Source organism: Shimia sp. CNT1-13L.2, assembly GCF_024331145.1.
In the GTDB taxonomy this organism is placed as follows: domain Bacteria; phylum Pseudomonadota; class Alphaproteobacteria; order Rhodobacterales; family Rhodobacteraceae; genus Shimia.
Map to the genome: position 1 here is coordinate 1 of NZ_JANDJO010000019.1, position 19,891 is coordinate 19,891.

Annotated in this window: 19 protein-coding genes and 1 pseudogene; 15 read left to right on the plus strand and 5 right to left on the minus strand. The window is 57.7% G+C overall.

Going from position 1 to position 19,891, the window contains the following annotated elements:
- The 3 genes from NNA36_RS19755 to NNA36_RS19765 form a co-directional block, all read right to left on the minus strand.
- Window positions 1-658 (minus strand): integrase arm-type DNA-binding domain-containing protein (locus tag NNA36_RS19755; RefSeq protein ID WP_255110347.1); only part of this gene is annotated, 658 nt, incomplete at its 3' end.
- Window positions 659-860: 202 nt separating this feature from the next.
- Complete coding sequence (locus tag NNA36_RS19760; RefSeq protein ID WP_255110349.1) at window positions 861-1,760, minus strand: DUF5666 domain-containing protein; 900 nt, start codon at window positions 1,758-1,760, stop codon at window positions 861-863.
- Window positions 1,757-2,575: a DUF6502 family protein gene (locus tag NNA36_RS19765; protein WP_255110351.1), complete on the minus strand. Its 819-nt coding sequence runs from the start codon at window positions 2,573-2,575 to the stop codon at window positions 1,757-1,759. Before NNA36_RS19765 ends, NNA36_RS19760 begins: the two co-directional genes overlap by 4 nt.
- A gap of 296 nt (window positions 2,576-2,871) precedes the next feature.
- On the opposite strand from NNA36_RS19765, the gene NNA36_RS19770 reads away from it, so the two are divergent.
- The 6 genes from NNA36_RS19770 (at window position 2,872) to NNA36_RS19795 (ending at window position 9,984) form a co-directional block, all read left to right on the plus strand.
- Window positions 2,872-4,362: an AMP-binding protein gene (locus NNA36_RS19770; RefSeq protein ID WP_255110353.1), complete on the plus strand. Its 1,491-nt coding sequence runs from the start codon at window positions 2,872-2,874 to the stop codon at window positions 4,360-4,362.
- Window positions 4,362-5,675, plus strand: a complete 1,314-nt coding sequence (locus NNA36_RS19775; protein WP_255110355.1) for a hypothetical protein — start codon at window positions 4,362-4,364, stop codon at window positions 5,673-5,675. Before NNA36_RS19770 ends, NNA36_RS19775 begins: the two co-directional genes overlap by 1 nt.
- A gap of 1 nt (window position 5,676) precedes the next feature.
- Window positions 5,677-6,450, plus strand: a complete 774-nt coding sequence (locus tag NNA36_RS19780) for an enoyl-CoA hydratase-related protein (protein ID WP_255110357.1) — start codon at window positions 5,677-5,679, stop codon at window positions 6,448-6,450.
- 264 nt (window positions 6,451-6,714) lie between these two features.
- Window positions 6,715-7,617 carry a crotonase/enoyl-CoA hydratase family protein gene (locus tag NNA36_RS19785; RefSeq protein WP_255110383.1) on the plus strand — a complete coding sequence of 301 codons (903 nt, stop codon included), beginning with the start codon at window positions 6,715-6,717 and terminating at the stop codon, window positions 7,615-7,617.
- A gap of 11 nt (window positions 7,618-7,628) precedes the next feature.
- Complete coding sequence (locus NNA36_RS19790) at window positions 7,629-8,231, plus strand: TetR/AcrR family transcriptional regulator (RefSeq protein ID WP_255110359.1); 603 nt, start codon at window positions 7,629-7,631, stop codon at window positions 8,229-8,231.
- Window positions 8,232-8,292: 61 nt separating this feature from the next.
- Window positions 8,293-9,984 carry an acyl-CoA dehydrogenase family protein gene (locus NNA36_RS19795; protein ID WP_255110361.1) on the plus strand — a complete coding sequence of 564 codons (1,692 nt, stop codon included), beginning with the start codon at window positions 8,293-8,295 and terminating at the stop codon, window positions 9,982-9,984.
- Between the two features lie 34 nt (window positions 9,985-10,018).
- Here NNA36_RS19795 and NNA36_RS19800 read toward each other — a convergent pair whose 3' ends face one another.
- Window positions 10,019-10,924: a bestrophin family protein gene (locus NNA36_RS19800; RefSeq protein WP_255110363.1), complete on the minus strand. Its 906-nt coding sequence runs from the start codon at window positions 10,922-10,924 to the stop codon at window positions 10,019-10,021.
- Window positions 10,925-11,152: 228 nt separating this feature from the next.
- Here NNA36_RS19800 and NNA36_RS19805 point away from each other — a divergent pair, with 228 nt between their 5' ends.
- From NNA36_RS19805 to NNA36_RS19825, 5 genes are read left to right on the plus strand one after another with little or no spacing between them, the layout of a single operon-like run.
- The gene (locus NNA36_RS19805; protein WP_255110365.1) at window positions 11,153-12,265 is read left to right on the plus strand and encodes a sugar ABC transporter substrate-binding protein; all 1,113 of its coding nucleotides are present in this window, start codon (window positions 11,153-11,155) and stop codon (window positions 12,263-12,265) included.
- Window positions 12,266-12,320: 55 nt separating this feature from the next.
- A complete protein-coding gene (locus NNA36_RS19810; RefSeq protein ID WP_255110367.1) occupies window positions 12,321-13,859 on the plus strand; it encodes a sugar ABC transporter ATP-binding protein in 1,539 nt (512 codons plus the stop codon).
- Window positions 13,856-14,824: an ABC transporter permease gene (locus NNA36_RS19815; protein ID WP_255110369.1), complete on the plus strand. Its 969-nt coding sequence runs from the start codon at window positions 13,856-13,858 to the stop codon at window positions 14,822-14,824. The genes NNA36_RS19810 and NNA36_RS19815 overlap by 4 nt, the downstream gene beginning before the upstream one ends.
- A complete protein-coding gene (locus NNA36_RS19820; RefSeq protein WP_255110371.1) occupies window positions 14,821-15,804 on the plus strand; it encodes an ABC transporter permease in 984 nt (327 codons plus the stop codon). The genes NNA36_RS19815 and NNA36_RS19820 overlap by 4 nt, the downstream gene beginning before the upstream one ends.
- Before the next feature lie 6 nt (window positions 15,805-15,810).
- A complete protein-coding gene (locus tag NNA36_RS19825) occupies window positions 15,811-16,299 on the plus strand; it encodes a hypothetical protein (protein ID WP_255110373.1) in 489 nt (162 codons plus the stop codon).
- Here the strand turns inward: NNA36_RS19825 and NNA36_RS19830 are convergent.
- Window positions 16,260-17,153: a LysR family transcriptional regulator gene (locus NNA36_RS19830; RefSeq protein WP_255110375.1), complete on the minus strand. Its 894-nt coding sequence runs from the start codon at window positions 17,151-17,153 to the stop codon at window positions 16,260-16,262. The genes NNA36_RS19825 and NNA36_RS19830 overlap by 40 nt on opposite strands.
- Window positions 17,154-17,340: 187 nt before the next feature.
- Here NNA36_RS19830 and NNA36_RS19835 point away from each other — a divergent pair, with 187 nt between their 5' ends.
- The 4 genes and pseudogenes from NNA36_RS19835 to NNA36_RS19850 all read left to right on the plus strand — a co-directional run.
- A complete protein-coding gene (locus NNA36_RS19835; protein WP_255110377.1) occupies window positions 17,341-18,408 on the plus strand; it encodes an SDR family oxidoreductase in 1,068 nt (355 codons plus the stop codon).
- Window positions 18,409-18,443: 35 nt separating this feature from the next.
- Window positions 18,444-19,247 (plus strand): SDR family NAD(P)-dependent oxidoreductase, encoded by an 804-nt coding sequence (locus tag NNA36_RS19840; RefSeq protein ID WP_255110379.1) that lies wholly within the window; start codon window positions 18,444-18,446, stop codon window positions 19,245-19,247.
- Window positions 19,248-19,260: 13 nt separating this feature from the next.
- Entirely contained in the window at window positions 19,261-19,668 is a 408-nt protein-coding gene (locus NNA36_RS19845) for a cupin domain-containing protein (protein ID WP_255110381.1), read from the plus strand.
- A gap of 75 nt (window positions 19,669-19,743) precedes the next feature.
- A pseudogene (locus tag NNA36_RS19850) lies at window positions 19,744-19,891 on the plus strand (S-(hydroxymethyl)glutathione dehydrogenase); the annotation flags it as partial.

Here is a 19,891-nt window from a genome sequence, read left to right on the forward strand (position 1 = left end):
GAGCTTTCTTTGCGGTTTCCCCCTTCGAATGCCAGATGGGAGACAGGCAATCACGGATATCGAGTTGATTGATCTCGGCGACTGGGATGTGTCCCAGTCGCGGCAGGACATGAAGCTCCAGAGGGCTGAACCATCTACCGGCCTTTCCATCCCCTTTGAGTTCCGCTTGCCGGGCCTGAAAGGCGTCCTTTGCCACATCTCGAAACAGGTGCAGATTGCGCTGGGCTTCGAGCCGCCGTTTCTGACGCTCTCGAATAGGATCCAGTCCGTTTCGCAGTTCGAGTCTTGCGGCCTCGGCCCTGGTGCGAGCTTCTGACAAGGAAACATCGGGCCACCGCCCAAGGCCCATCTCCCGGCGTTTTCCGTGCACGGTTACTCTCAAGAACCATTTGCCGTTCTTGGCGTCAGATTTTGCCAGCCACAGCCCGGCACCGTCACAGTATTTGCCAGCATCCAGCGCTGCCGCGGTTCGTGCATTCAGTCGATTGGTTGCCAATAAAGCAGCCTCATTAGTCCACCCCTTAGTCCACCTTTTGCTATAGTATTGATTGAGGCATGTCGAGACTGCATGATCCTGATTGGTGTGAAAAAGATCAATAACTTCAACTGCTTTGATAGAGGTTGAGGTAAGGCGAGTACGAAAGATATTGGGCTTCACGGCCCTCTTGAGGCACCATTTTTTCCTGAAATTCGCAATTCAACAGAAGTGCATTGCGCGAAGCGATTGGTTTAGACCATCGTTTGATGGAATTCGCGAAATGGGCAACCTGACCACCTTACTCCGCTAAGACGCGCATCTATGGCGGCAATGCTCCCGATTGGCCTCACAGGGCATTGCCTTGGGTTTCAACCGTGCGCGCTCACTCGGCGGCGTTGGATATGCAATTCTCCAGAATTGCAGCGACCTCTTGCGCCTGGTTGTGGTGGATAGGGACAGAGAAAATCTCTCCCTTGCTGCTGCAGACAAACTGTTTGGAAGCGGGGTCGATCATTGCAGGATTGCTCGTGTAAGACACAATGTCAGAGCCAAGAAGTGTGTAAAAGCCGGAGGACCTTGGTGCCGAGAAAAACCCTTCGGAGAGAACGATTTGCGGCTCTCCTGAAAAAACGCCGGTATCTAAACGGGTGACCTGCACCGTTTCTCGCGAGGCCGTGCCAACTGCCCGCACGACATCACCTTCTTGAATGTGTCTGGGCAGAAGGCCCGTGATTCTGGTGCCGCCAATCGTCAGCGGCTGACCAGACACGAGGTCAAGAACGCTCCCTTCGATCCGAGCAAGACCGTGTTGCGGAGTGGTTTCAACACGCGAGGCAATGACGTGTCCCGATTGCCACAACCCGCTGACGGCAACCCAATCACCGACGTTCAGATCGTTTGCGGCAATCCCGTTGGTCAAAACAGTTGTGCCCATAACCTTGAACCCGCTGCTGGACACGCTTTGAACAGGCCCCACAAGCGGGATGATCTGACGTATATATGATGCTTGCCAGGCATCTTCGCCCGGCGTTGCAATGACCGCTACGGTATGACCGGGCCGCAATTGATGTGCGTTTGTAACGGTGATTCCGTCGGTTACAGCAAAGTCTGGAGCGAAGCGAATATGCTGGCCGTTCACATAGATACTGCCGAGTTCGGTGATGGTGCCAAGGATACCGGTCCCAAGTATGCCGCCCTCTCGTTCGGTCTCCTGGTCACTGGCCGATGCAGTATTTGCAAGTGTCAGCGTCAGGGCGGATAGCAGTATTCGAAGCAAATTCATTCTGCGTCCTTCTGGGTCGTGTCCAGAACGGGCAGAATATAGGCCCCAGCAGCAAATCGTCCCCTGGCGTTCTGATCGGCATCACGTTCCTGTAGTTCCCTGGCACGCATATTCAGGCGCTCCAGCAAGGCCTGCGCTTCTGCGCGTGCCAACGTGTCGAGTTCGGAGACTGACTCGGTGGTTAAGTGCGAGTAGCGCACCACGCGGTCAAAGTGGCGAATATCTCCACTCTCCGCCAACAGGTTCTGAGTGGCCGCTGTCATATGGGCCGTGAGCGTGGCGCGGTAGGCGGCTACCAGTTCTTTTGATCCGGTACCGGGCACCAGCGCCCTGAGCGTCAGTTGAAATCGGCCTTCAGGATCTTCAGCCACGGCGCCCTGATCCAGAAGTGCTTGCAGCATGGTGCCTGGCGCGGCGTCCAGTCGTACCCGGCGTACGAGTTCGTCAAAACCGGGGCCTTCTTCTGTTGTCTCTCGTAGCAGGGCGCGCGGGCGATCATCTGTGCCCTGGAAATCGGGGGCCGTCGCCCAATGGCCAATTAATAGTGCCAGCCGGTTGGCGGTTTTGCGGCCGTCTACCGACGGGGCGCTGGAGCGCAAACGGCGAACATCCTTGCGGTGCAGTCCAGTCATTACGCTGACCCTACTATCGGATACGTCCGGCCCATGAGCATCTATCACCGCGTTCATCAGGGCCATTTTTATCGCTTCTGTTGCAGCACCAACTGTGACGCCATGCGCCACCATCGCCCGTGACAGCGGGGCGAGTAAATCGGTCAGCGCGTCCGAAAATAGATCAGGCGTTTTTTCGCTCAAGTCGGTTTCCCCATATTTCTAAGGACAATATGCCGGGCCTTAACAGATTTGCATCAGATTTACACATTGTCGTGAGTGGGTGTTAGCCATTGTGAAGTGGAAATGGGAAAAATACCCATTAACAAGAAAAGTGTCACACCAATAAGGAGATTTTCGCCATGCAGGACCTTGCCACAGATCCTCGGCTCTACGTGCTTCATCCACAATCCATAGAGATGACAGCTTCAGATCAAGTCGGTTTGCAGTCCTTGTCGGCCTTCGACCGTGATCGATTTTTCAGGTTTGGCTGGGGCCCCATGCAAGCCCCCCGCTTTTCTACCATTTTGGAAGGCTTCAGCTTTTATGCCGCCCTGCAACCTGACGCGACTGCGGTCGAGCACCAGGGGGCGTCTATCTCATATGATGCGCTGGACAAGGCATCGGATCGGTTGGCGCATCTGCTGGCCGAGCAAGGCGTGAAGCGAGGGCAGGTTGTGGGCCTGTATTTGCAACGCTCGATTGAGATGGTCGTCGGCATTCTGGCGGCCATGAAAGTGGGTGCGGCCTATGCCCCCCAACATGTGGGTGTCGCCCCTAAAGAGGGGTTGAAGTACATCTCGGAGAAGACGGGCGCCAAGGTGCTTTTGACCTTGTCTCGCCTGCAACAGGACGTGCCGGTGGACCCCGACCATCAGGTGTTGATCTGTATCGACGCGGTGATGAACGACACCAGCCGCGCGGCCGTCGCACCGCAGGGCGCGGAATACCAGCTGCAACCGGACGACCGCGCCATGGTGCTGTTCACTTCTGGCACGACGGGCGTGCCCAATGGGGTGCAGGTGACCCACAAGAACCTGTGCAACATCCTGCAGACCCGCCCCGGGAATCTGGGCATGCGTCCAGGACTGCGCGTGGGGCAGATTCTGTCCATCGCCTTTGACATGGCCGCGTGGGAGACCCTGGGCGCCCTGTCCAATGGGGCCACCCTTGTCATTCGGGGCAAATCGATTGCCGAGGTTGCGGGTCAGGTGGACATCCTGATTGGAACGCCCTCGATCCTGAACACGCTGGACATTGAAGGCTGTCAGAACATCAAGGTGGCCGCTGTTGCGGGCGAGCCCTGCCCTCGCCCGCTTGCCGATGCGTGGTCGCAATTCTGCACGTTCTACAATTCCTGCGGCCCAACCGAGACGACGATCATCAACACCGCCGAACCGCACTGCGCCCACAAGGCGGACCTGACCATCGGACGACCCACGCCCAACAACACCGTCTATGTGCTCGATGAAAACCTGTCGCCTTTGCCGATCGGCGAGAAAGGCACGATGTGGGCCGGCGGTGACTGTGTGACCGCGGGCTATCTGGCGAACCCCGACCTGACCGACGAACGCTATCGCCCTGATCCGTTCCGCCCCGGCCAGATGATGTTCAACACGCGTGATCTGGGATCGTGGACCGATGACGGAGAGCTTTTGCACCACGGTCGCGTCGATGATCTGGTCAAGATCTGCGGCTTCCGAGTGGAACTGGACGGCGTGTCCACCGCGCTTGAGGCGTCGGACGGCTGTGAACAGGCCGTGACCCTGAAATATGACGACCGCAATCTGGTGAGCTTCATTTCGCCGGCGACGGCGGACACGGTTCAGGCGACACGCTCGGTCGAGGCGCAGCTGCCCTATTACCACAAGCCCAGCCTCGTGATGGCGCTGGACGAATTGCCCCGCACCCCGCGCGGCAAGATTGACAAGCGTCTGCTGCTGGAGATGGCCAAGGCCGAGATCGAAACCCGTGGTGTGGAGCTGAGATAATGGCAACCGAGACTGTAAACATCGAAACCGCCACCCCCCGCTGGCGACGTATCACCCGGCACCCTGCCCTGATGGAATATCGCCGTCTGGCGTTTCTGGTGGCGGTGGTCAACCTGACGGTCTTTGGCGTGGGTCTGCGCGACGGACTGTGGTTTGACGGCAGCGCATTTGCGCTGGATGCCATCGCCGATATGGCACTGATCAACCTGTCGCTGGGCATTCTGATCCGTCAGCAACGGGTGGTGAACGCGCTTTTCTGGCTGGCCACTCGCATTCCGACCAGCTGGCCGCTGTGGATCCGCTGGGGCGCGGGCAAGGTCTTTCACTTTGGCGGGCTGCATTCGGGCGGCACGGTTGCTGGCACCATCTGGTTCGGCTTCCTCTTGTTTGCCATGGTCGCCAACCGTCTGAGCGGGGCGGCGTTGCCGACGGACCTGACACTGGGCCTGAGCGCCACGATGGTCGCCCTGATGACGCTGATGATCATCTCGGCGCTTGGTCCGATCCGCGCGAAGTTTCACAACACCTTCGAGGGCATCCACCGCTTTGTCGGCTGGACCGTTCTGGGGCTGTTCTGGGCGCAGACCGTCTCGATCACCCACGACATGGGCGGCACCCTGACACAGACACCCGCCTTCTGGATGCTGCTGCTGATCACTCTGTCGATCCTGTCGCCGTGGCTCACTCTGAAGCGCGTCAAGGTCGAGATCGACAAACCCTCGAACCATGTGGTCATCGCCGGGTTTGACTATGGCGACACGCCCTTTGCGGGCAGTTCCAACGCGCTGTCGCATACGCCCTTTGGGCAGTACCACTCTTTCGCCAACATCCCGACACCCGGCAAGACCGGATACCGTCTGGCGATCAGCCGCGCAGGCGACTGGACCGGAGATTTCATCGACAACCCGCCAAGCCATGTGTGGGTGAAGGGGATCACCACGTCGGGCGTTGCGCGGATTGAGGAACTGTTCACCAAGGTTGTCTATGTGGGCACCGGTTCGGGCATCGGCCCCATCCTGCCCCACCTTTTGAAGGGCATGGTGCCAAATCGCCTGATCTGGTCCACGCGCGACCCCCGCGCGACCTATGGTGACGCCATCGTGGACGAGATCGAGGCCCATACCGAGAATCCGGTGATCTGGGATACGGATCAGGACGGCAAACCGAACCTGTCGGCCCTTGCCCTGCAAGCGGTGCGTGAAAGCGGGGCCGAGGCGGTGATCGTGATCTCGAACCAGAAGCTGACGCGCAAGGTTGTGCATGACATGGAAAGCCTTGGCATCCCCGCCTATGGCGCAATCTGGGATAGCTGACATGTATGACACCATCGAAACCGACGTCACGGGGCGGGTCGCAACGATCCGCTTCAACCGGCCCGACAAGCTAAACGCGCTGAATACGCAGGTGATGGAAGAGGTTCTGGACGCCGCCACCGGCTTTGACGCGGACCCCGGTATCGGCTGCCTGATCCTGACGGGGTCGGGGCGGGCCTTTGCGGCGGGGGCCGACATCGCGGAACTGGCGGTGCAGGACTATGCCAGCATGTACGCCAGCGATTTTTTCGCCGGATGGGACAGGTTCGCCGCCCTGCGCCTGCCAAAGATCGCGGCGGTGAACGGCTTTGCCCTGGGGGGCGGCTGCGAAGTGGCGATGATGTGCGACGTGATCCTTGCCTCGGACGCAGCCAGGTTCGGCCAGCCCGAGATCAAGATCGGCTGTATTCCGGGCATTGGCGGCACCCAGCGCCTGACCCGTCTGATCGGGCGGGCCAAGGCGATGGACCTGATCCTCACAGGCCGGATGATCGGCGCAGACGAGGCGCTGCAGATGGGTCTGGTCAGCCGGGTGATCCCGGCGGACGATCTCGCCCGGACCGCGCTTGAGACCGCGCAGGAGATCGCGGGCTATCCGCGTGACATCGCGATGATGGCGCGGGCCTGCGTGAACATGGCCGAGCAGTCCACTCTGGAAAGCGGAGTGCGGTTCGAACGCCAGATGTACCACGCGCTTTACGGCTCGGACGCGCAGAAGGAGGGAATGCAGGCGTTCTTGGAAAAGCGTCCTCCGCGGTACAATGCCGGACAGTGAGGGAAACGCCGACGCCCCTCTTTGGGCTGTGGGCACGTGGATCGACGTCTTTCAGTGCGCATGATGCTCGTGCCCATTTGAGGTCAGATACCGTGCGGCAGTCCTGCCCAGCTGCGCGGTGTTTTAGGAAAGGGTTCCTGACTGTCCTGTTGCTGGTCGACCAATCCGTCCAGATCAGCGTGTTGCACCAAGGAAAATTGGAATACTGCACCGGTTTTTCTTCCTAAGTACAAAATCATATCAACGTGCTAAATTTGTGATAACATTGTTACGAATCACTTAAACAACGAGCGGCGGGGCGCGAAGATGGCAAAGGTTTTGTATGAAAAGGATGGGCGGATTGGCCGGATCACATTGAACCGACCAGAACGGATGAACGCAATTGATGACGACCTGCCTCTGGAGTTGGCAGAAGCCGTGCGTCAGGCGAACGCGGACGAAGGTGTTCATGTCATTGTTCTGTCGGGGAACGGTGATGCCTTTTGCGCCGGCTATGATCTCACGTATTACGCGGAAGACCCTTCAAGTGATAACGTCACGCAAAAGGACATGCCCTGGGACCCCATGAAGGACTATGCCTTCATGATGCGAAACACCCAGAACTTCATGACCTTGTGGCGCAGCTACCGGCCAGTCATTTGCAAGGTTCACGGTTACGCGGTTGCCGGCGGGTCTGATATAGCGCTCAGCTCGGATCTTGTCGTCATGGCTGATGATGCCAAGATCGGATACATGCCGACGCGTGTCTGGGGATGCCCGACCACGGCGCATTGGGTTTATCGATTGGGCGCAGAAAAGGCCAAAAGCCTGCTGTTCACCGGTGACAAGATCGATGGGAAAGAGGCCGAACGGATCGGATTGATCCACAAGTCCGTTCCCAGTGACCAATTGGATGCAGAGGTCGAAGCGTTGGCTGAACGGATATCGACCGTGCCAGTCAATCAGCTGATGATGCAGAAGCTGATGATCAATCAGGCAATTGACGCGATGGGCCTACAAAACACCCAAATGATCGCGACCGTGTTCGACGGGATCACACGGCATTCGCCCGAAGGGATGGCGTTCAAACGCCGAGCCGAGGAAACAAGTTGGAAGAACGCTGTGCGTGAACGCGATATGGGGACATATGACTGGACCCTGGACCGTCCGATCAATCCCGGCGGATAGAGGAGTTAGCCATGCCTGAACTTAGCGCCAAGGTGCTCGCACGAGCCAGAAGGATGGAGGAAAAGCACGCCGCGCGTCGGGATGTAATCGTTGCCGCCGCGAAATCCGAATTCGCGGCATCTGGGCTGAGTGGCACGACAATGCGGGGGATTGCCTCGGCCGCCGGGATGACGACGGGCTCGATTTATCCCTATTTTGCAACCAAGGATGAGCTGTATGGCAAGGTACTGGAGGACACGCTTGTCGATCTTCAGGCGTTTGTGAGTCAGCGCATGGATGAAGCGGGAAATGAGCATCGGGCGCGCGCCGCCATGACGGCCTTTTTCGAATTTTACGAAACGCGCCCTGATGACCTTGCCTTGGGGCTGTACCTCTACGACGGTATCGGGAGATCCGGTTTGAATCCTGAGCTGGACGTTCAATTGAACGCCCAGTTGCGCGGAATTTTTGATAGTATTTCAGATGCTTACAAGGCTGATGGTCATGTGAATTCCGAGCAGGTCACGGCCAATGGTGTGTCCCATGCAGTTGGATTGCTTGTGATGGAACGGACCGGGCGACTTAAGCTTTTTGGTCAAACCGCCAAGGCATTGTTTCAGGCCAGCCTAATTTAAGGCCTGTGACACCCCCTCACCGTGTTGACCCGATTTCGGCGGAACCCAAGGAATACCAGCAATGAACAGTGAAGAAGATCGCGAACATATCTCTGTGTTTCCGCGCCCAAGCACACAGCGGGGCTATGCCACTCATGCGGTCCACAATATGCCCCCCGACCTACCGGACCGGAATCTGTATAAGAGTGACACCATCTTGCAAGCTGCCGTTCAAAGCTTTGGAGTTGAATGGGCCAATGACAAGCTGAGTGCATGCGGTGCGGTTGCCGGAAGTGCGGGCATTCAAGAGGCTGCGCGGCTGGCGAATGAACATTCGCCGATCCTCAAAACCCACAATCGCATTGGTGAGCGCATTGATTTTGTCGAATACCACCCGGCCTATCACCATCTGATGGGTGCGGCTTTGAAATCGGAGTTGCATACGTTGCCTTGGACCAGCAATGAAAAACGCCCTCATGTGGCGCGGTCCGCCATGAGCTATATGTGGTATCAAGCTGATCAGGGAATAATGTGCCCCCTCGCCATGAGCTTTTCTGTGATACCTCTGTTGCGCAGTGACCCCGAGGTTGGAAACCTCTGGTTGGATAAGATGCTGGCGAATGACTATGATCCGCGCCCACTGCCTGCAGATCAGAAACAGGCCATTACAACCGCCATGTCGATGACTGAGAAACAGGGCGGGTCGGATCTGCGCGCGAACACATCGCGGGCCACTCCCACCGGGAATGGGCGCGAATATCGGTTGACCGGGCACAAGTTCTTTTGCTCGGCTCCGATGGGGGATCTGGTGTTGCTTACAGCGCAGACAGATGCAGGCGTAACCCTGTTTCTTGCCCCCCGCACCCTGCCTGACGGGTCACGCAACAGCATTCGTATTCAGCGGCTGAAAGACAAACTTGGCAATCGCTCGAACGCCTCGGCCGAGATCGAGTTCGACGACGCGATTGCCTATCGCATTGGCGAAGACGGGCATGGTGTACGTGCCTTCGTCAAGCACATGACCCACTATATCCGCATGGACTTTGCTGCCGGGGCAGCAGGCATGATGCGGCAGGCTTTCAATCTGGCACTGCATCATACATCTCATCGAAACGCTTTTGGCGGCCCAGTGCGAGACAAGCCAATGATGCGTAACACTTTGGCCGATCTTGCAATTGAGGCCGAAGCCGCCATGTGGCTTGGGCTACGGGTGGCGCAAACCGCAGATGATGCGCAATCCTGTGAGGTGGAAAAACACCTGAACCGGATCCTTGTGCCGATTGCAAAATACTGGAACTGCCGGCGGGTGGGGGCGGTGACGCTTGAAGCGCTCGAATGCCACGGGGGCATGGGCTATGTTGAAGAGCAACCCATTGCGCGGCTCTATCGAGAAGCGCCGCTGAACAGCGTCTGGGAAGGCACGTCCGCCGTTATGGGGCTGGACGTGATGCGTGCAATGAAAACCGACGGCGCGCTGGATTCCCTGATACGCGAGATCGCGCAGGCCAAGGGAGCGAACCGAACTTTCGACAAATTCCTGGCGTCGCTTGAGGCAGATCTGGTTGCCCATACCTCTGACTTTGAACCGCAGGCCCGCCGCCTCATGACGCGCATCGCAATGGCTGTGCAGGCCAGCCTTTTGATCCGACACTCCACGTCAGAAGTTGCCGACACATTTTGTGTCTCCCGGCTGGGGGATGCCTGGGCGCACGAGTTCGGCACCTTGAATGTGCCGGACACCGTCATGAAGAAAATCGTCGACCGCGCTAGTTAAGTTGGCTCCTTGTATCCCGCAGGAACACCTGTTTCTAACTCAAGAGATGGTTCTTCGTAGTCAACGGAATAGGCGGTTGCATGTTCAATGCTTCAGCTACCGAAATCTCGATGGTTCGGCACATGGCATCAAGTGGCAGACCGTTCTGAGCATTGCGGAATGGGTGCTCGAGTTCGTTTGTGACGGCCTGAAGGCCAAAGAAGACATATGCCACCACAGCGGCAAGAACAGGCGTGAACCAGTTTGCGGACTCGATCAGCGCGAAAGGCAGCAACCAGCAGTAAAGATACGTCGTTCTGCGAACCAGAAGTGAATACACGAAAGGCAGCGGTGTGGTCGCGATCCGTTCACATCCGGCTTGGGCGGCCGCCAAGGACGAAAGTGTTTGTGAGAGTGCCATCTGACCAAAGCCATTGAGCGTTTCATTTTTCGCCAACTGACCTGTGAGATCGGCCATGGACCGGAGCGCCGCTGCGGCGGGGTTGCTCTTGGCAATTAATCCAGCTGCGCTGTCCTCTTCGATCCAGTCCACGATCTCTGAATGCACGTTTACTTCTCGAAGCGTGCCTCTGTGTAAATGCACGAAGGCAACCGCGTATGAGAGTAGGTGCTTTCTATCTTCCTCTGCATGCAGGAAAACACTTGCCTGATGCGCCAAAGTCCGGACATCGGCAATCAATGACCCCCAGAGTTTTCTTGCTTCCCACCACCGATCGTAGGCCGCGTTGTTGCGAAACCCAAGAAACAGTGACAGGGCCACGCCGAAAACGCCCATTGCTGCGATCGAGATGTGCGGCAGGGTGAGAACGTGCTGATCCACCAGAAAAACGCCGACTGAAAGCAAGGTGACACCAACGATCTTGCCAATGATTTTTGGCACCACTGATCCTTGAACAACAAAGAAAAGCAGCAACGAAGACGGGGGATCTCTGACAATCATTTGCGTGACTCAATGGAACGATTGCCGATTAAGTGCCTGTCGCTGACGCTTTGTCAAACAGTTGGTATGAAACACCTCGCGTATAGCGGCCTATGAAATAAATTCACAAATGACGCGAGAATTTACTCCCTACTGAACAAGCAGAATTCCAACGAGCCTGAAACATATCGCGGACTGGACCGGCAGGAGGAGCTGGGCACCGCACCTGATGTGCAAAGGGAGGAACTCATGACTGCACTTGGAACTCTGTTTAAACGGACCAGCGTTGCTGCGCTGGTGGCCGGTCTCAGCGTGACTTCGGTTACCGCCGAGACCTACATGCCGAACTGCTATATTCCGGCTGAGGGCAACGAAAAGATCATCCAGTATGAGGCCAAGGAAGGCCCGTACCGCGTTGCATTGGTCAACGGTCACACGGGGATTCCGTGGCGCGAGCAGATGATTCAAAGTGTGCGCGCCTGGGCAGATCGTCCTGAGAACAAGGAAACCATCGGCGAATTGCGTGTGGTCTCGACTGGCCCGGACGTGGCCACTCAGATCGCTGCGGTCGATAACTTCATCCAGGCTGGCTATGACGCGATTGCCTTTATCGCGGTGAACCCGACGGCCTTTGATGCCGTTGTACGCCGCGCGAACCGTGCCGGCACAGTGCTGGTCTCGTTCGACAACCCGGTCGACAATGACTCGATCTTGCGGATTACCCCCAACTGGGTCGATTTCGAAACTATCAAGGCCAAGTCGGTTCTAGCGCAAATGCCCGAGAAGGCTGGCCGCGTGCTGGAAATTCGCGGGATTCAGGGCAACTCGACCGACCGCGACCGCCACGTTGGCGTGGAACAGGTGCTGGCGAGTTATCCTGATGTCGAAGTTGTCGAGGTTGTCGGCAACTGGGACACCGGGACGGTGCAGCGGGTCACTGCAGATGCGTTCGCAGTCCACGGCCAGTTCGACGGGATCATCTGTCAGCACGGTTGCCGTGGTGTGACAAACGCAATGGCCGCAGCGGATCACCCTGCCGTACCGGTCGGTGGTGATGCCGAGAACGGCTATGTGAAGGCGATGGCGGGCAACGATATTCCGGGCATTTCGGTCTCTGTTTCACCGGGTATGGGCCCGCTGGCTGTGCGTGCAGCGGTGGCACTGCTGCAAGGCGAAAGCTTCCCGTCGATGGCAAACCTGCCAATCCCGAATGTTGAGACTGCGGATATGGTTGCTGGCACGCATTATTATCCTGACGAGCCTGACACGTTCGAAACCGTGACCGGGTATGCCGCCTGTGGTGATGACATGGTCTTCACGCCGGATGAGTTGCGCAACCAATCTCACGACAACGACTCGTAATCCGTGAAGGCCCCGGGTTGCCGCCCGGGGCCTTTATCAATGGGAGTATAAAGCGATGCCCGAGACATCCGCGTTCCTGACACTAGACGGGATCAGCAAACACTATGGTGGTGTGTTTGCCTTGAACAACGTGCATTTCGAAGCCTCTAAAGCTTCGATTCACGCGATCCTCGGCGAGAATGGCGCCGGGAAATCCACTTTGATGAAATCGCTTGTCGGCGTCGTGCATCCGGAAGAAGGAAGCATTTTGCTGGAAGGGCAGAAGCTGAGCATGCATGGGGCCAGCGATGCGGCAAAGCATGGCATCGTCTGCATTTTTCAAGAACTGTCGATCGTGCCTGACCTGAATGTGGCAGCCAACATCTGTCTTGCTGATCCGCCTCGCAACAAATTTGGACTGATTGATCGCAAGGAACAAGCGCGTTTGGCGCGCGAGACGCTTCAGGATATGGGTGTCGGCCTGGACATCGACGTGCGCAGCAAGGTTGCCGATCTGCCCTTGTCCAAGCGCCAGATTGTCGAGATCGCCAAGGCGGTGATCCGCAAACCGAAGGTTTTGATCCTGGACGAAGCGACCTCGGCGCTGACGGCAGCGGATGTGGAGCCCGTGATGGCGCTGCTGCGCCGGTTGCGCGACGAGGGCACGTTGATCCTGTTCATCTCGCACCGCATGCATGAGGTCGAGGCGCTGGCTGACACCTGTTCGGTTTTTCGCAATGGCGAACACGTGGAGACCTTCGCTACCGGTAGCCGTAGCGATGAAGAGATTGTCCAGATGATGATCGGCAAGCCGCTGTCACAGATCTTCCCCGAGAAGGCTGCAGGAACACCCGCAGCCGCGCCTTATCTCGAAACCCGTGGGCTGGCTTGGAACGGCAAACTGAAGGGCGTTGATCTGGATGTCCGCCCCGGTGAAATCGTTGGCCTTGGTGGGCTGGACGGTCAGGGGCAACAGGAAGTGTTGCAGGCACTGGCCGGTGTTCTGCGCGGCGTTTCCGGAGACATTCGGATTGGCGAGCAAACCGAGGTGCCGAACGGCCCGCGTGGTGGTTTGACCGATGGTTATCGCGTTGCCTTGGTGCCAGAGGACCGCAAGACTGGTGGTTTGTTCCTGCCGCAATCCATCGCCAACAACCTGACGGCGCCAATCCTGGAACGGATCAGCCCGCGCGGGGTTGTCAGCGAAACGAACGAGCAATCCCGGCTCGACGAGATGATCCGGACGTTGCAGATCAAGGTCAGCAGCGCCGACTTGGCCGTGTCGACCCTGTCGGGCGGCAATCAACAGAAGGTCGTCATTGCCAAATGGCTGGCGACCAAACCGAAGCTGTTGCTGTTGATCGACCCGACCCGTGGGATCGACGTGGGTACCAAGCAAGAGATCTACAAACTGCTGCGCGACCTTGCCAATGATGGGTTGGCGATCTTGCTCTACACCACCGATTATGACGAGCTGATCGGCCTCTGTGACCGTGCGCTTGTCATGTATGACGGCCGGATCAACGCAGAGCTTTCCGGCGACCAACTTACCGAACAGAACATTCTGTCCAGCGCGCTCAACATGGGCGGCGGGGCTGAGGAAAGGGTGGCATGATGGCTTCCGGTATCTTCAAAACACATGGGCGAACCTTGTTCGCCTGGGGCGTCTTCGCAATCCTGATGGGGATCTTCCTCTCGGTTCACCCGCGTGGCGCAACACTTGGCGTCTTCACGACCTGGTCCAACCAATGTGCCGCCCTGGCGCTCTTGGCTGTGGGGCAGACGATTGTCGTGTTGTCCAAGGGCATTGACCTGTCGATTGGGCCCATCATGGCGCTGACCAATTGCATCGCTTCGCATCTGGTCAACGGTAGCCCAACCGAAGTCGCCCTTGGCGTCGTGATCGTCATTGCCACCGGTGCTGCTTGCGGGCTGATCAACGGCCTCGTCGTCGTGGTCGGAAAACTGCAGGCGATCATTGCCACGCTGGCAACCGGCGCGATCTTTACGGGCCTTGCTTTGCTTGTGCGGCCAATCCCCGGTGGCGATATTTCCATTGGGCTGAGTGATGCCATGACCATGGACGTCTTCGGCGTGGTGCCTTCGGCCGTGCTGGTGATGCTCGGCGCAGTTGCGCTGTGGTATCCGATCCGCCGCCATCCGATCGGCCGTTCGATCATCGCTGTCGGCTCGTCCGAGGCGGCTGCCGAGGCATCGGGTCTGAACGTCGCCCGTGCCAAAATCGCGGCCTATACGCTGGGCGGGGTGTTCGCCGCGCTGGGTGGTCTGTTCATCGGCTTCCAGACCCTGTCTGGCGATCCTTCGATCGGGCTGACCTACACGCTGAACTCGATTGCGGCTGTGGTCATCGGCGGCACGATGCTGACCGGTGGTGCCGGCAGCGTCGTGGGCTCCATTGCCGGGGCCTTGGTGCTGCGCACCATCGGTAGCCTGATCTTCTTCATCGGGTTGCAACCTCTGGCCCAGCCACTGTTCGAAGGCACGGTCCTGCTGATCGCAGTGTCCTTTGGCGCAACCCGTCTTCTGAAAATCAAGAACCGCATGGAGGTGTTCCAATGAGTAGCGCAGTCAAAAGCAAACCGCAGGTTTCGTGGTCCCTGCCTTTCGATGGCCCCACGCGGTCGGTCTTTGTCGCGATCATCCTTCTCATCGTTGTGGGCGGATCGTTCTTTCCTCAGTTCTTCTCGCCCTACTATCTGGCGCAGCAGATGCAGAACGGTGCCTTCCTTGGCATAGTTGCGGCGGGCGCAATGGTAGTCATTCTGCTTGGGCAGATTGATCTCTCGGTCCCGTGGACGATGACTGCAGCAGCGACAATCTCGACCGCTGTCGTTGGTGCCAACCCGCAGACCGGGATCAGCGAGTTGGGTTTGCTGGCCGGTTTGGGTGTCGGTGCACTGGTCGGTTTTGTAAACGGGTTCGGTGTGGCTGTAATGCGTATCCCGTCGATGATCTGGACCTTGGCGACCAACAATATTTTGCTGGGCCTGCTGGTCTATTTCAGCGGTTTTTACGCTTTGGCCAGCCAGCCCTCGCCGGTAATGAGTGCCCTTGGTCAGGGGAAGGTAATGGGTCTGCCTGCCGTCGTTCTGGTTTGGATCGCGGTATCAGCGCTGACCATCTTCCTGCTGAAACGCACCGTCTTTGGCCGCAATATCTATCTGGTCGGCACTTCAGAGCCCGCGGCCTACCTGTCAGCGATCAATACCAAGCGCGTGACCATTCTGGCCTTTGTCTTTGCCGGTGTGATGAGTGCTCTGGGCGGTATGATGCTGGCCGGTTATGCAGGTCAGTCCTATCAACGGATGGGCGATCCCTATTTGTTGCCTGGCATTGCGGCGGTGGTACTTGGAGGTACGAGCCTGTTTGGCGGTTCAGGACGCTACGCTGGAACCGTTGCAGGTGTGCTGCTGATCACACTGATGTCGTCGATGCTGTCGATTATGCAGGCGCCCGAGGCGGCCAAGCAGATTGCCTATGGCTTGGTCATCATCGTTATGGTTGGCCTCTACAGCCGTCGCACAGCGAAAGCGGAGTAATCCGTCATGCAAGTAAGATTGGCAAACACCCCCAAAATCACACCTCCGGCCGATTGGCCGGAGGACCTTCGCCAAGAGCTTCTCCGCAATGTAAAAAACGGTTGCATTGGGCGGTTCATCTTGTCCGAGAATGCCCGCGTCAGGGTGTGGCGCCTGGATCTTGATCCAGGGGAACGCTTGGGTTTTCATCGTCACGTGCTCGATTTTTTCCGGGTTGCGCTTACCGCTGGCTCGGCAAAGTCACTGGATCATCATGGTGCCGTTACCCACTTCACCTTCGAGCCTGGTCAGGTGAAGCACGTGCAGTTTCAGGAAAACGAGTTCCTGCTTCACGATATGGAGAACACAGGATCAGACCCGATTTCCTTCATGATCTGTGAACACATGCGCAGCGCCAATCCGCCTTTGCCAATCCCGGATCACATCCGGGTCAAACCGCGACACATCGAGGCGGTTCATTGGGAGGACGCGTCTCGCAATGCGTCGACGACGTAGTCAATGAAGACTCGGATCCGGTTGGCCAGATGGGCATGGTCTACATAGAGCGCCTGAACCGGCTCCGTATCCCCTGGATTATAGTCCTGCAGAATGGGTGTTAACCTTCCCTGCGCAACATCCTGTCCGATATGGAAATCCGACAGGCGTGCAATCCCGACGCCAGCCAGCGCCATCTGCCGCATTGCCTCGCCATCGCTGACACGCAGGTTGCCCTTAACTGCTTGGTCAAGCCGCTCTGGTTCTCCGAATTTGCGCCCATCAAATGGCCAGATGTCGAGGCTCCGCTTGATGTTGAAATTCAGACAGTTGTGACGCTCAAGATCTGTCGGATGTTTCGGAGTACCAAACCGATCCAGGTAGCTTTTCGAGGCTACCACACGACGGGGCGTTTCTAGCAATTTTCGCGCCTTTAGCGCGCTGTCCGACAGGTGACCTGTCCGGATCGCAACATCTGCACGTTCATAGATCAAATCGACTGGCATATCGGTCTGGACCAGATCCAGCGTGATACCAGGATAGGCTTCTAGAAACCCCGGAATGATCGGCATCAGATAGTGCTGGGCAAATGGAATGTTCGAGTTCACGCGCAACGTGCCACGCGCCTCTTCCGAGGCAGAAGACACCGCGCGCTCGGACTGTTCAATCTCGCTGACAATCCTTTGGGCGCGGTCATAAAATACCTCTCCCTCGGGCGTTAACTGCAAGCCGCGCGTCGAACGCACGATAAGCGAAACGCCAAGCCGCTCCTCAAGACGCGAGATCAGCTTGGAGACCGCCGAAGGGGTTAAACGCAAGGCCCGTGCGGTCGCGGAAAAGCTGCCATGCTCGACCACGCGCACAAAGATTTCCATCTCCCCACCTCGGTTGATCATCCTTGTCTCTCCAATTTCTGACGATGCTCTGCGCGCAGACCTTACCCGATTCACTTGTGAATTTATTTCACATTATGTTTGCCGGATCACTTCTGTGAAGGGGTAATATCCCGTGCCACCCTTGCTTCAAGCCGCACTTGGCGGTTCAGAAATGGGAGGAGCACACATGTACGCCAAGCGCGCATTGATCGTCGGGGCAACCGGCATTGTCGGGCTGAATGTTGCCGAACACCTGCATGCTCAGGGAGGTTGGGAAATTCACGGTGTGTCACGGCGGCCACCGCAAGGGACATCTTACATCAAAAGTCATCCAGTGGACCTGATGGACCGTGATGCCGCTGTCGAGGCGCTGTCGCATCTGTTGCCAACCCATATCTATTATTGCTCGTGGACCCTTGGAAAAGACGAAGACGACAATATCCGCCTGAACGGCAATATGCTGCGAACGGTTCTGGACGCGTTCAAAGACAAGGGATGTGTCGAGCATGTGGCCGTGGTGACCGGCACCAAGCACTACCTTGGCCCGTTCGAAGATTACGGCAAGGTCACGCCGATCACGCCCTTCCAGGAATCCGCACCACGGCTTGAGAAGAAGAACTTCTATTACGAGTTGGAAGATGTCGTGATGGACTACAGCGACAAGCACGGCTTTGGCTGGTCGGTGCACCGCTCGCATACCATTATCGGCTATGCCGTGGGCAACCTGATGAACATCGGCGCTACGCTTGCGACCCATGCGTCGATCTGCAAGGCAACTGGCCAGCCCTTCCGCTTTCCCGGTTCGCCGACGGCCTATCGTGGCCTGAACGACATCACAGACGCACGCATCCTGGCAAAACAGATTGTCTGGGCGTCGACGGAACCCAATGCCCGAAACGAGGCCTTCAATGCGGTGAACGGGGATGTGTTTCGATGGGAGCAGCTGTGGCAGGCAATCGCCGACTATTTCGAGATCGAGGTTGCCGAATACCCCGGCGTCTACAATTCGCTTGAGGAACAGATGAAGGACAGCGGCCCGGCGTGGGACGATCTTGTCGAAAAACACAATCTGCAACGCAATCCGCTTAGCAAACTGGCTTCGGCCTGGCACAGCGATCTCGATCTCGGGCGGCCTATGGAGTGCGTCCACTCGATGGCCAAATGCCGAGCGCTTGGCTTTGATGCGTTCCAGGACACGGCACAAAGCTTCATCGACGTGTTCGACCGTTTGCGCGCCGAACGCATCATCCCATGACACAAAAACTTGAAACCAAGGAGGAGGGTTTCAATATGACCCAGGACCTTAACGGCAAGGTGGCCATTGTCACCGGTGCCAGTTCCGGCATCGGACTGGAAACAACCAAACAGTTTCTTGCAGCCGGCACGAAGGTGGTCGGCGCTGCCAGAAGCACCGCGAATTTGGCTGAACTGGCCGGACCAGACATGATTTGTGCGATCGACGTCGACCTAACGCAGGCGGGCGCTGCGGAGAAGGTTATGCAAGCTGCGATCGACAGATTTGGCAAAGTCGACATTCTGTTCAACAATGCAGGCGCCGCTCCGGGGCGCGATGACTTTTTGTCAGTGACAGACGAGATGTGGCAGCAGACCTTTGACCTTAACGTGATGGGCTATATCCGGATGGCGCGGGCGGTGATCCCTGTGATGGAAAAACAGGGCAAGGGTGTATTGATCCATTGCGGATCAGAGGCCGGCATCAAACCGCACCCGTTGCTGCCCGACTATTCGGTTTCCAAATCTGCGATCAACATGATCTCGAAGATCCTGTCGCGGGACTATACCCGCAAGGGCATCCGCTCGAACATCGTGGCGCCTGCACACATCCGGACCGAGCTGTGGGACGAACCCGGCGGGTTCCTTGATACGCTGGCAGATCACTACGGAGTGCCGCGCAACGACCGGGATGGGGCCGTGGCCGCGTTCCTGGAAGACAGCCAATTGCCAGCAGGCCGCCTCGGAACACCCGAGGACGTGGCCCGGGCGGTTCTCTACCTCGCATCGGACGTCTCTGACTTTGTCAGCGGCATCGTCCTTGGCGTCGATGGCGGCGTTGTGCCGTCTCTGCAAACTTGAAGGAGGTCACGGCATGACCAAGCTGACCAGCAACGAACAAATCACCCCAGGCCCTGATTGGGATGAAGCTCGCAAGGCCGAGATTGAAACCAACAAGATGAATGGCCGCGTCGGTCAGGACCTGATTTCAGAGACTGACGATGTACGCGTCTGGCGTCTGGCTTTGAAACCGGGCGAGCGGGCAGGGTTTCACCGCCACGTGCTCAACTATTTTTGGGTCGCGATCAACGCGGGTAAATCGCGATCGCACTACGCGACTGGTGAGGTGAAGGATGCTGACTACAACGCTGGTGATGTGATGCATTTCGAATTCGCAAAGGACGAGTTCATGCTCCACGACCTTGCCAATGTCGGCGACACGGACCTGATCTTCACAACTGTGGAGTTCAAGAACTCTCCCAACGCTCCTCTCCCTGTCTAAGCACGGCTTGGACCACTCCCAAACTTGCCCGGAGGGTTTCGTCCCCTTCGGGCCTTTTCTTGAAAGGACGCCCCCATGCGCACCCGAGCCGCCGTCGCCCTTGAGGCCGGCAAACCCCTCGAAGTCATGGAAGTGAACCTGGAAGGCCCCAAGGCCGGTGAGGTTCTCGTGGAAATCAAGGCCACCGGCCTGTGCCACACCGACGAATTCACCCGTTCGGGCG

What these genes read in the sequence shown, in the direction of transcription:
- NNA36_RS19760 (WP_255110349.1), bottom strand. Translation starts at nt 1,760, where the DNA reads ATGAATTTGCTTCGAATACTGCTATCCGCCCTGACGCTGACACTTGCA.
- NNA36_RS19770 (WP_255110353.1), top strand. Translation starts at nt 2,872, where the DNA reads ATGCAAGCCCCCCGCTTTTCTACCATTTTGGAAGGCTTCAGCTTTTAT.
- NNA36_RS19775 (WP_255110355.1), top strand. Translation starts at nt 4,362, where the DNA reads ATGGCAACCGAGACTGTAAACATCGAAACCGCCACCCCCCGCTGGCGA.
- NNA36_RS19780 (WP_255110357.1), top strand. Translation starts at nt 5,677, where the DNA reads ATGTATGACACCATCGAAACCGACGTCACGGGGCGGGTCGCAACGATC.
- NNA36_RS19790 (WP_255110359.1), top strand. Translation starts at nt 7,629, where the DNA reads ATGCCTGAACTTAGCGCCAAGGTGCTCGCACGAGCCAGAAGGATGGAG.
- NNA36_RS19795 (WP_255110361.1), top strand. Translation starts at nt 8,293, where the DNA reads ATGAACAGTGAAGAAGATCGCGAACATATCTCTGTGTTTCCGCGCCCA.
- NNA36_RS19800 (WP_255110363.1), bottom strand. Translation starts at nt 10,924, where the DNA reads ATGATTGTCAGAGATCCCCCGTCTTCGTTGCTGCTTTTCTTTGTTGTT.
- NNA36_RS19805 (WP_255110365.1), top strand. Translation starts at nt 11,153, where the DNA reads ATGACTGCACTTGGAACTCTGTTTAAACGGACCAGCGTTGCTGCGCTG.
- NNA36_RS19810 (WP_255110367.1), top strand. Translation starts at nt 12,321, where the DNA reads ATGCCCGAGACATCCGCGTTCCTGACACTAGACGGGATCAGCAAACAC.
- NNA36_RS19815 (WP_255110369.1), top strand. Translation starts at nt 13,856, where the DNA reads ATGATGGCTTCCGGTATCTTCAAAACACATGGGCGAACCTTGTTCGCC.
- NNA36_RS19820 (WP_255110371.1), top strand. Translation starts at nt 14,821, where the DNA reads ATGAGTAGCGCAGTCAAAAGCAAACCGCAGGTTTCGTGGTCCCTGCCT.
- NNA36_RS19825 (WP_255110373.1), top strand. Translation starts at nt 15,811, where the DNA reads ATGCAAGTAAGATTGGCAAACACCCCCAAAATCACACCTCCGGCCGAT.
- NNA36_RS19830 (WP_255110375.1), bottom strand. Translation starts at nt 17,153, where the DNA reads ATGGAAATCTTTGTGCGCGTGGTCGAGCATGGCAGCTTTTCCGCGACC.
- NNA36_RS19835 (WP_255110377.1), top strand. Translation starts at nt 17,341, where the DNA reads ATGTACGCCAAGCGCGCATTGATCGTCGGGGCAACCGGCATTGTCGGG.
- NNA36_RS19840 (WP_255110379.1), top strand. Translation starts at nt 18,444, where the DNA reads ATGACCCAGGACCTTAACGGCAAGGTGGCCATTGTCACCGGTGCCAGT.
- NNA36_RS19845 (WP_255110381.1), top strand. Translation starts at nt 19,261, where the DNA reads ATGACCAAGCTGACCAGCAACGAACAAATCACCCCAGGCCCTGATTGG.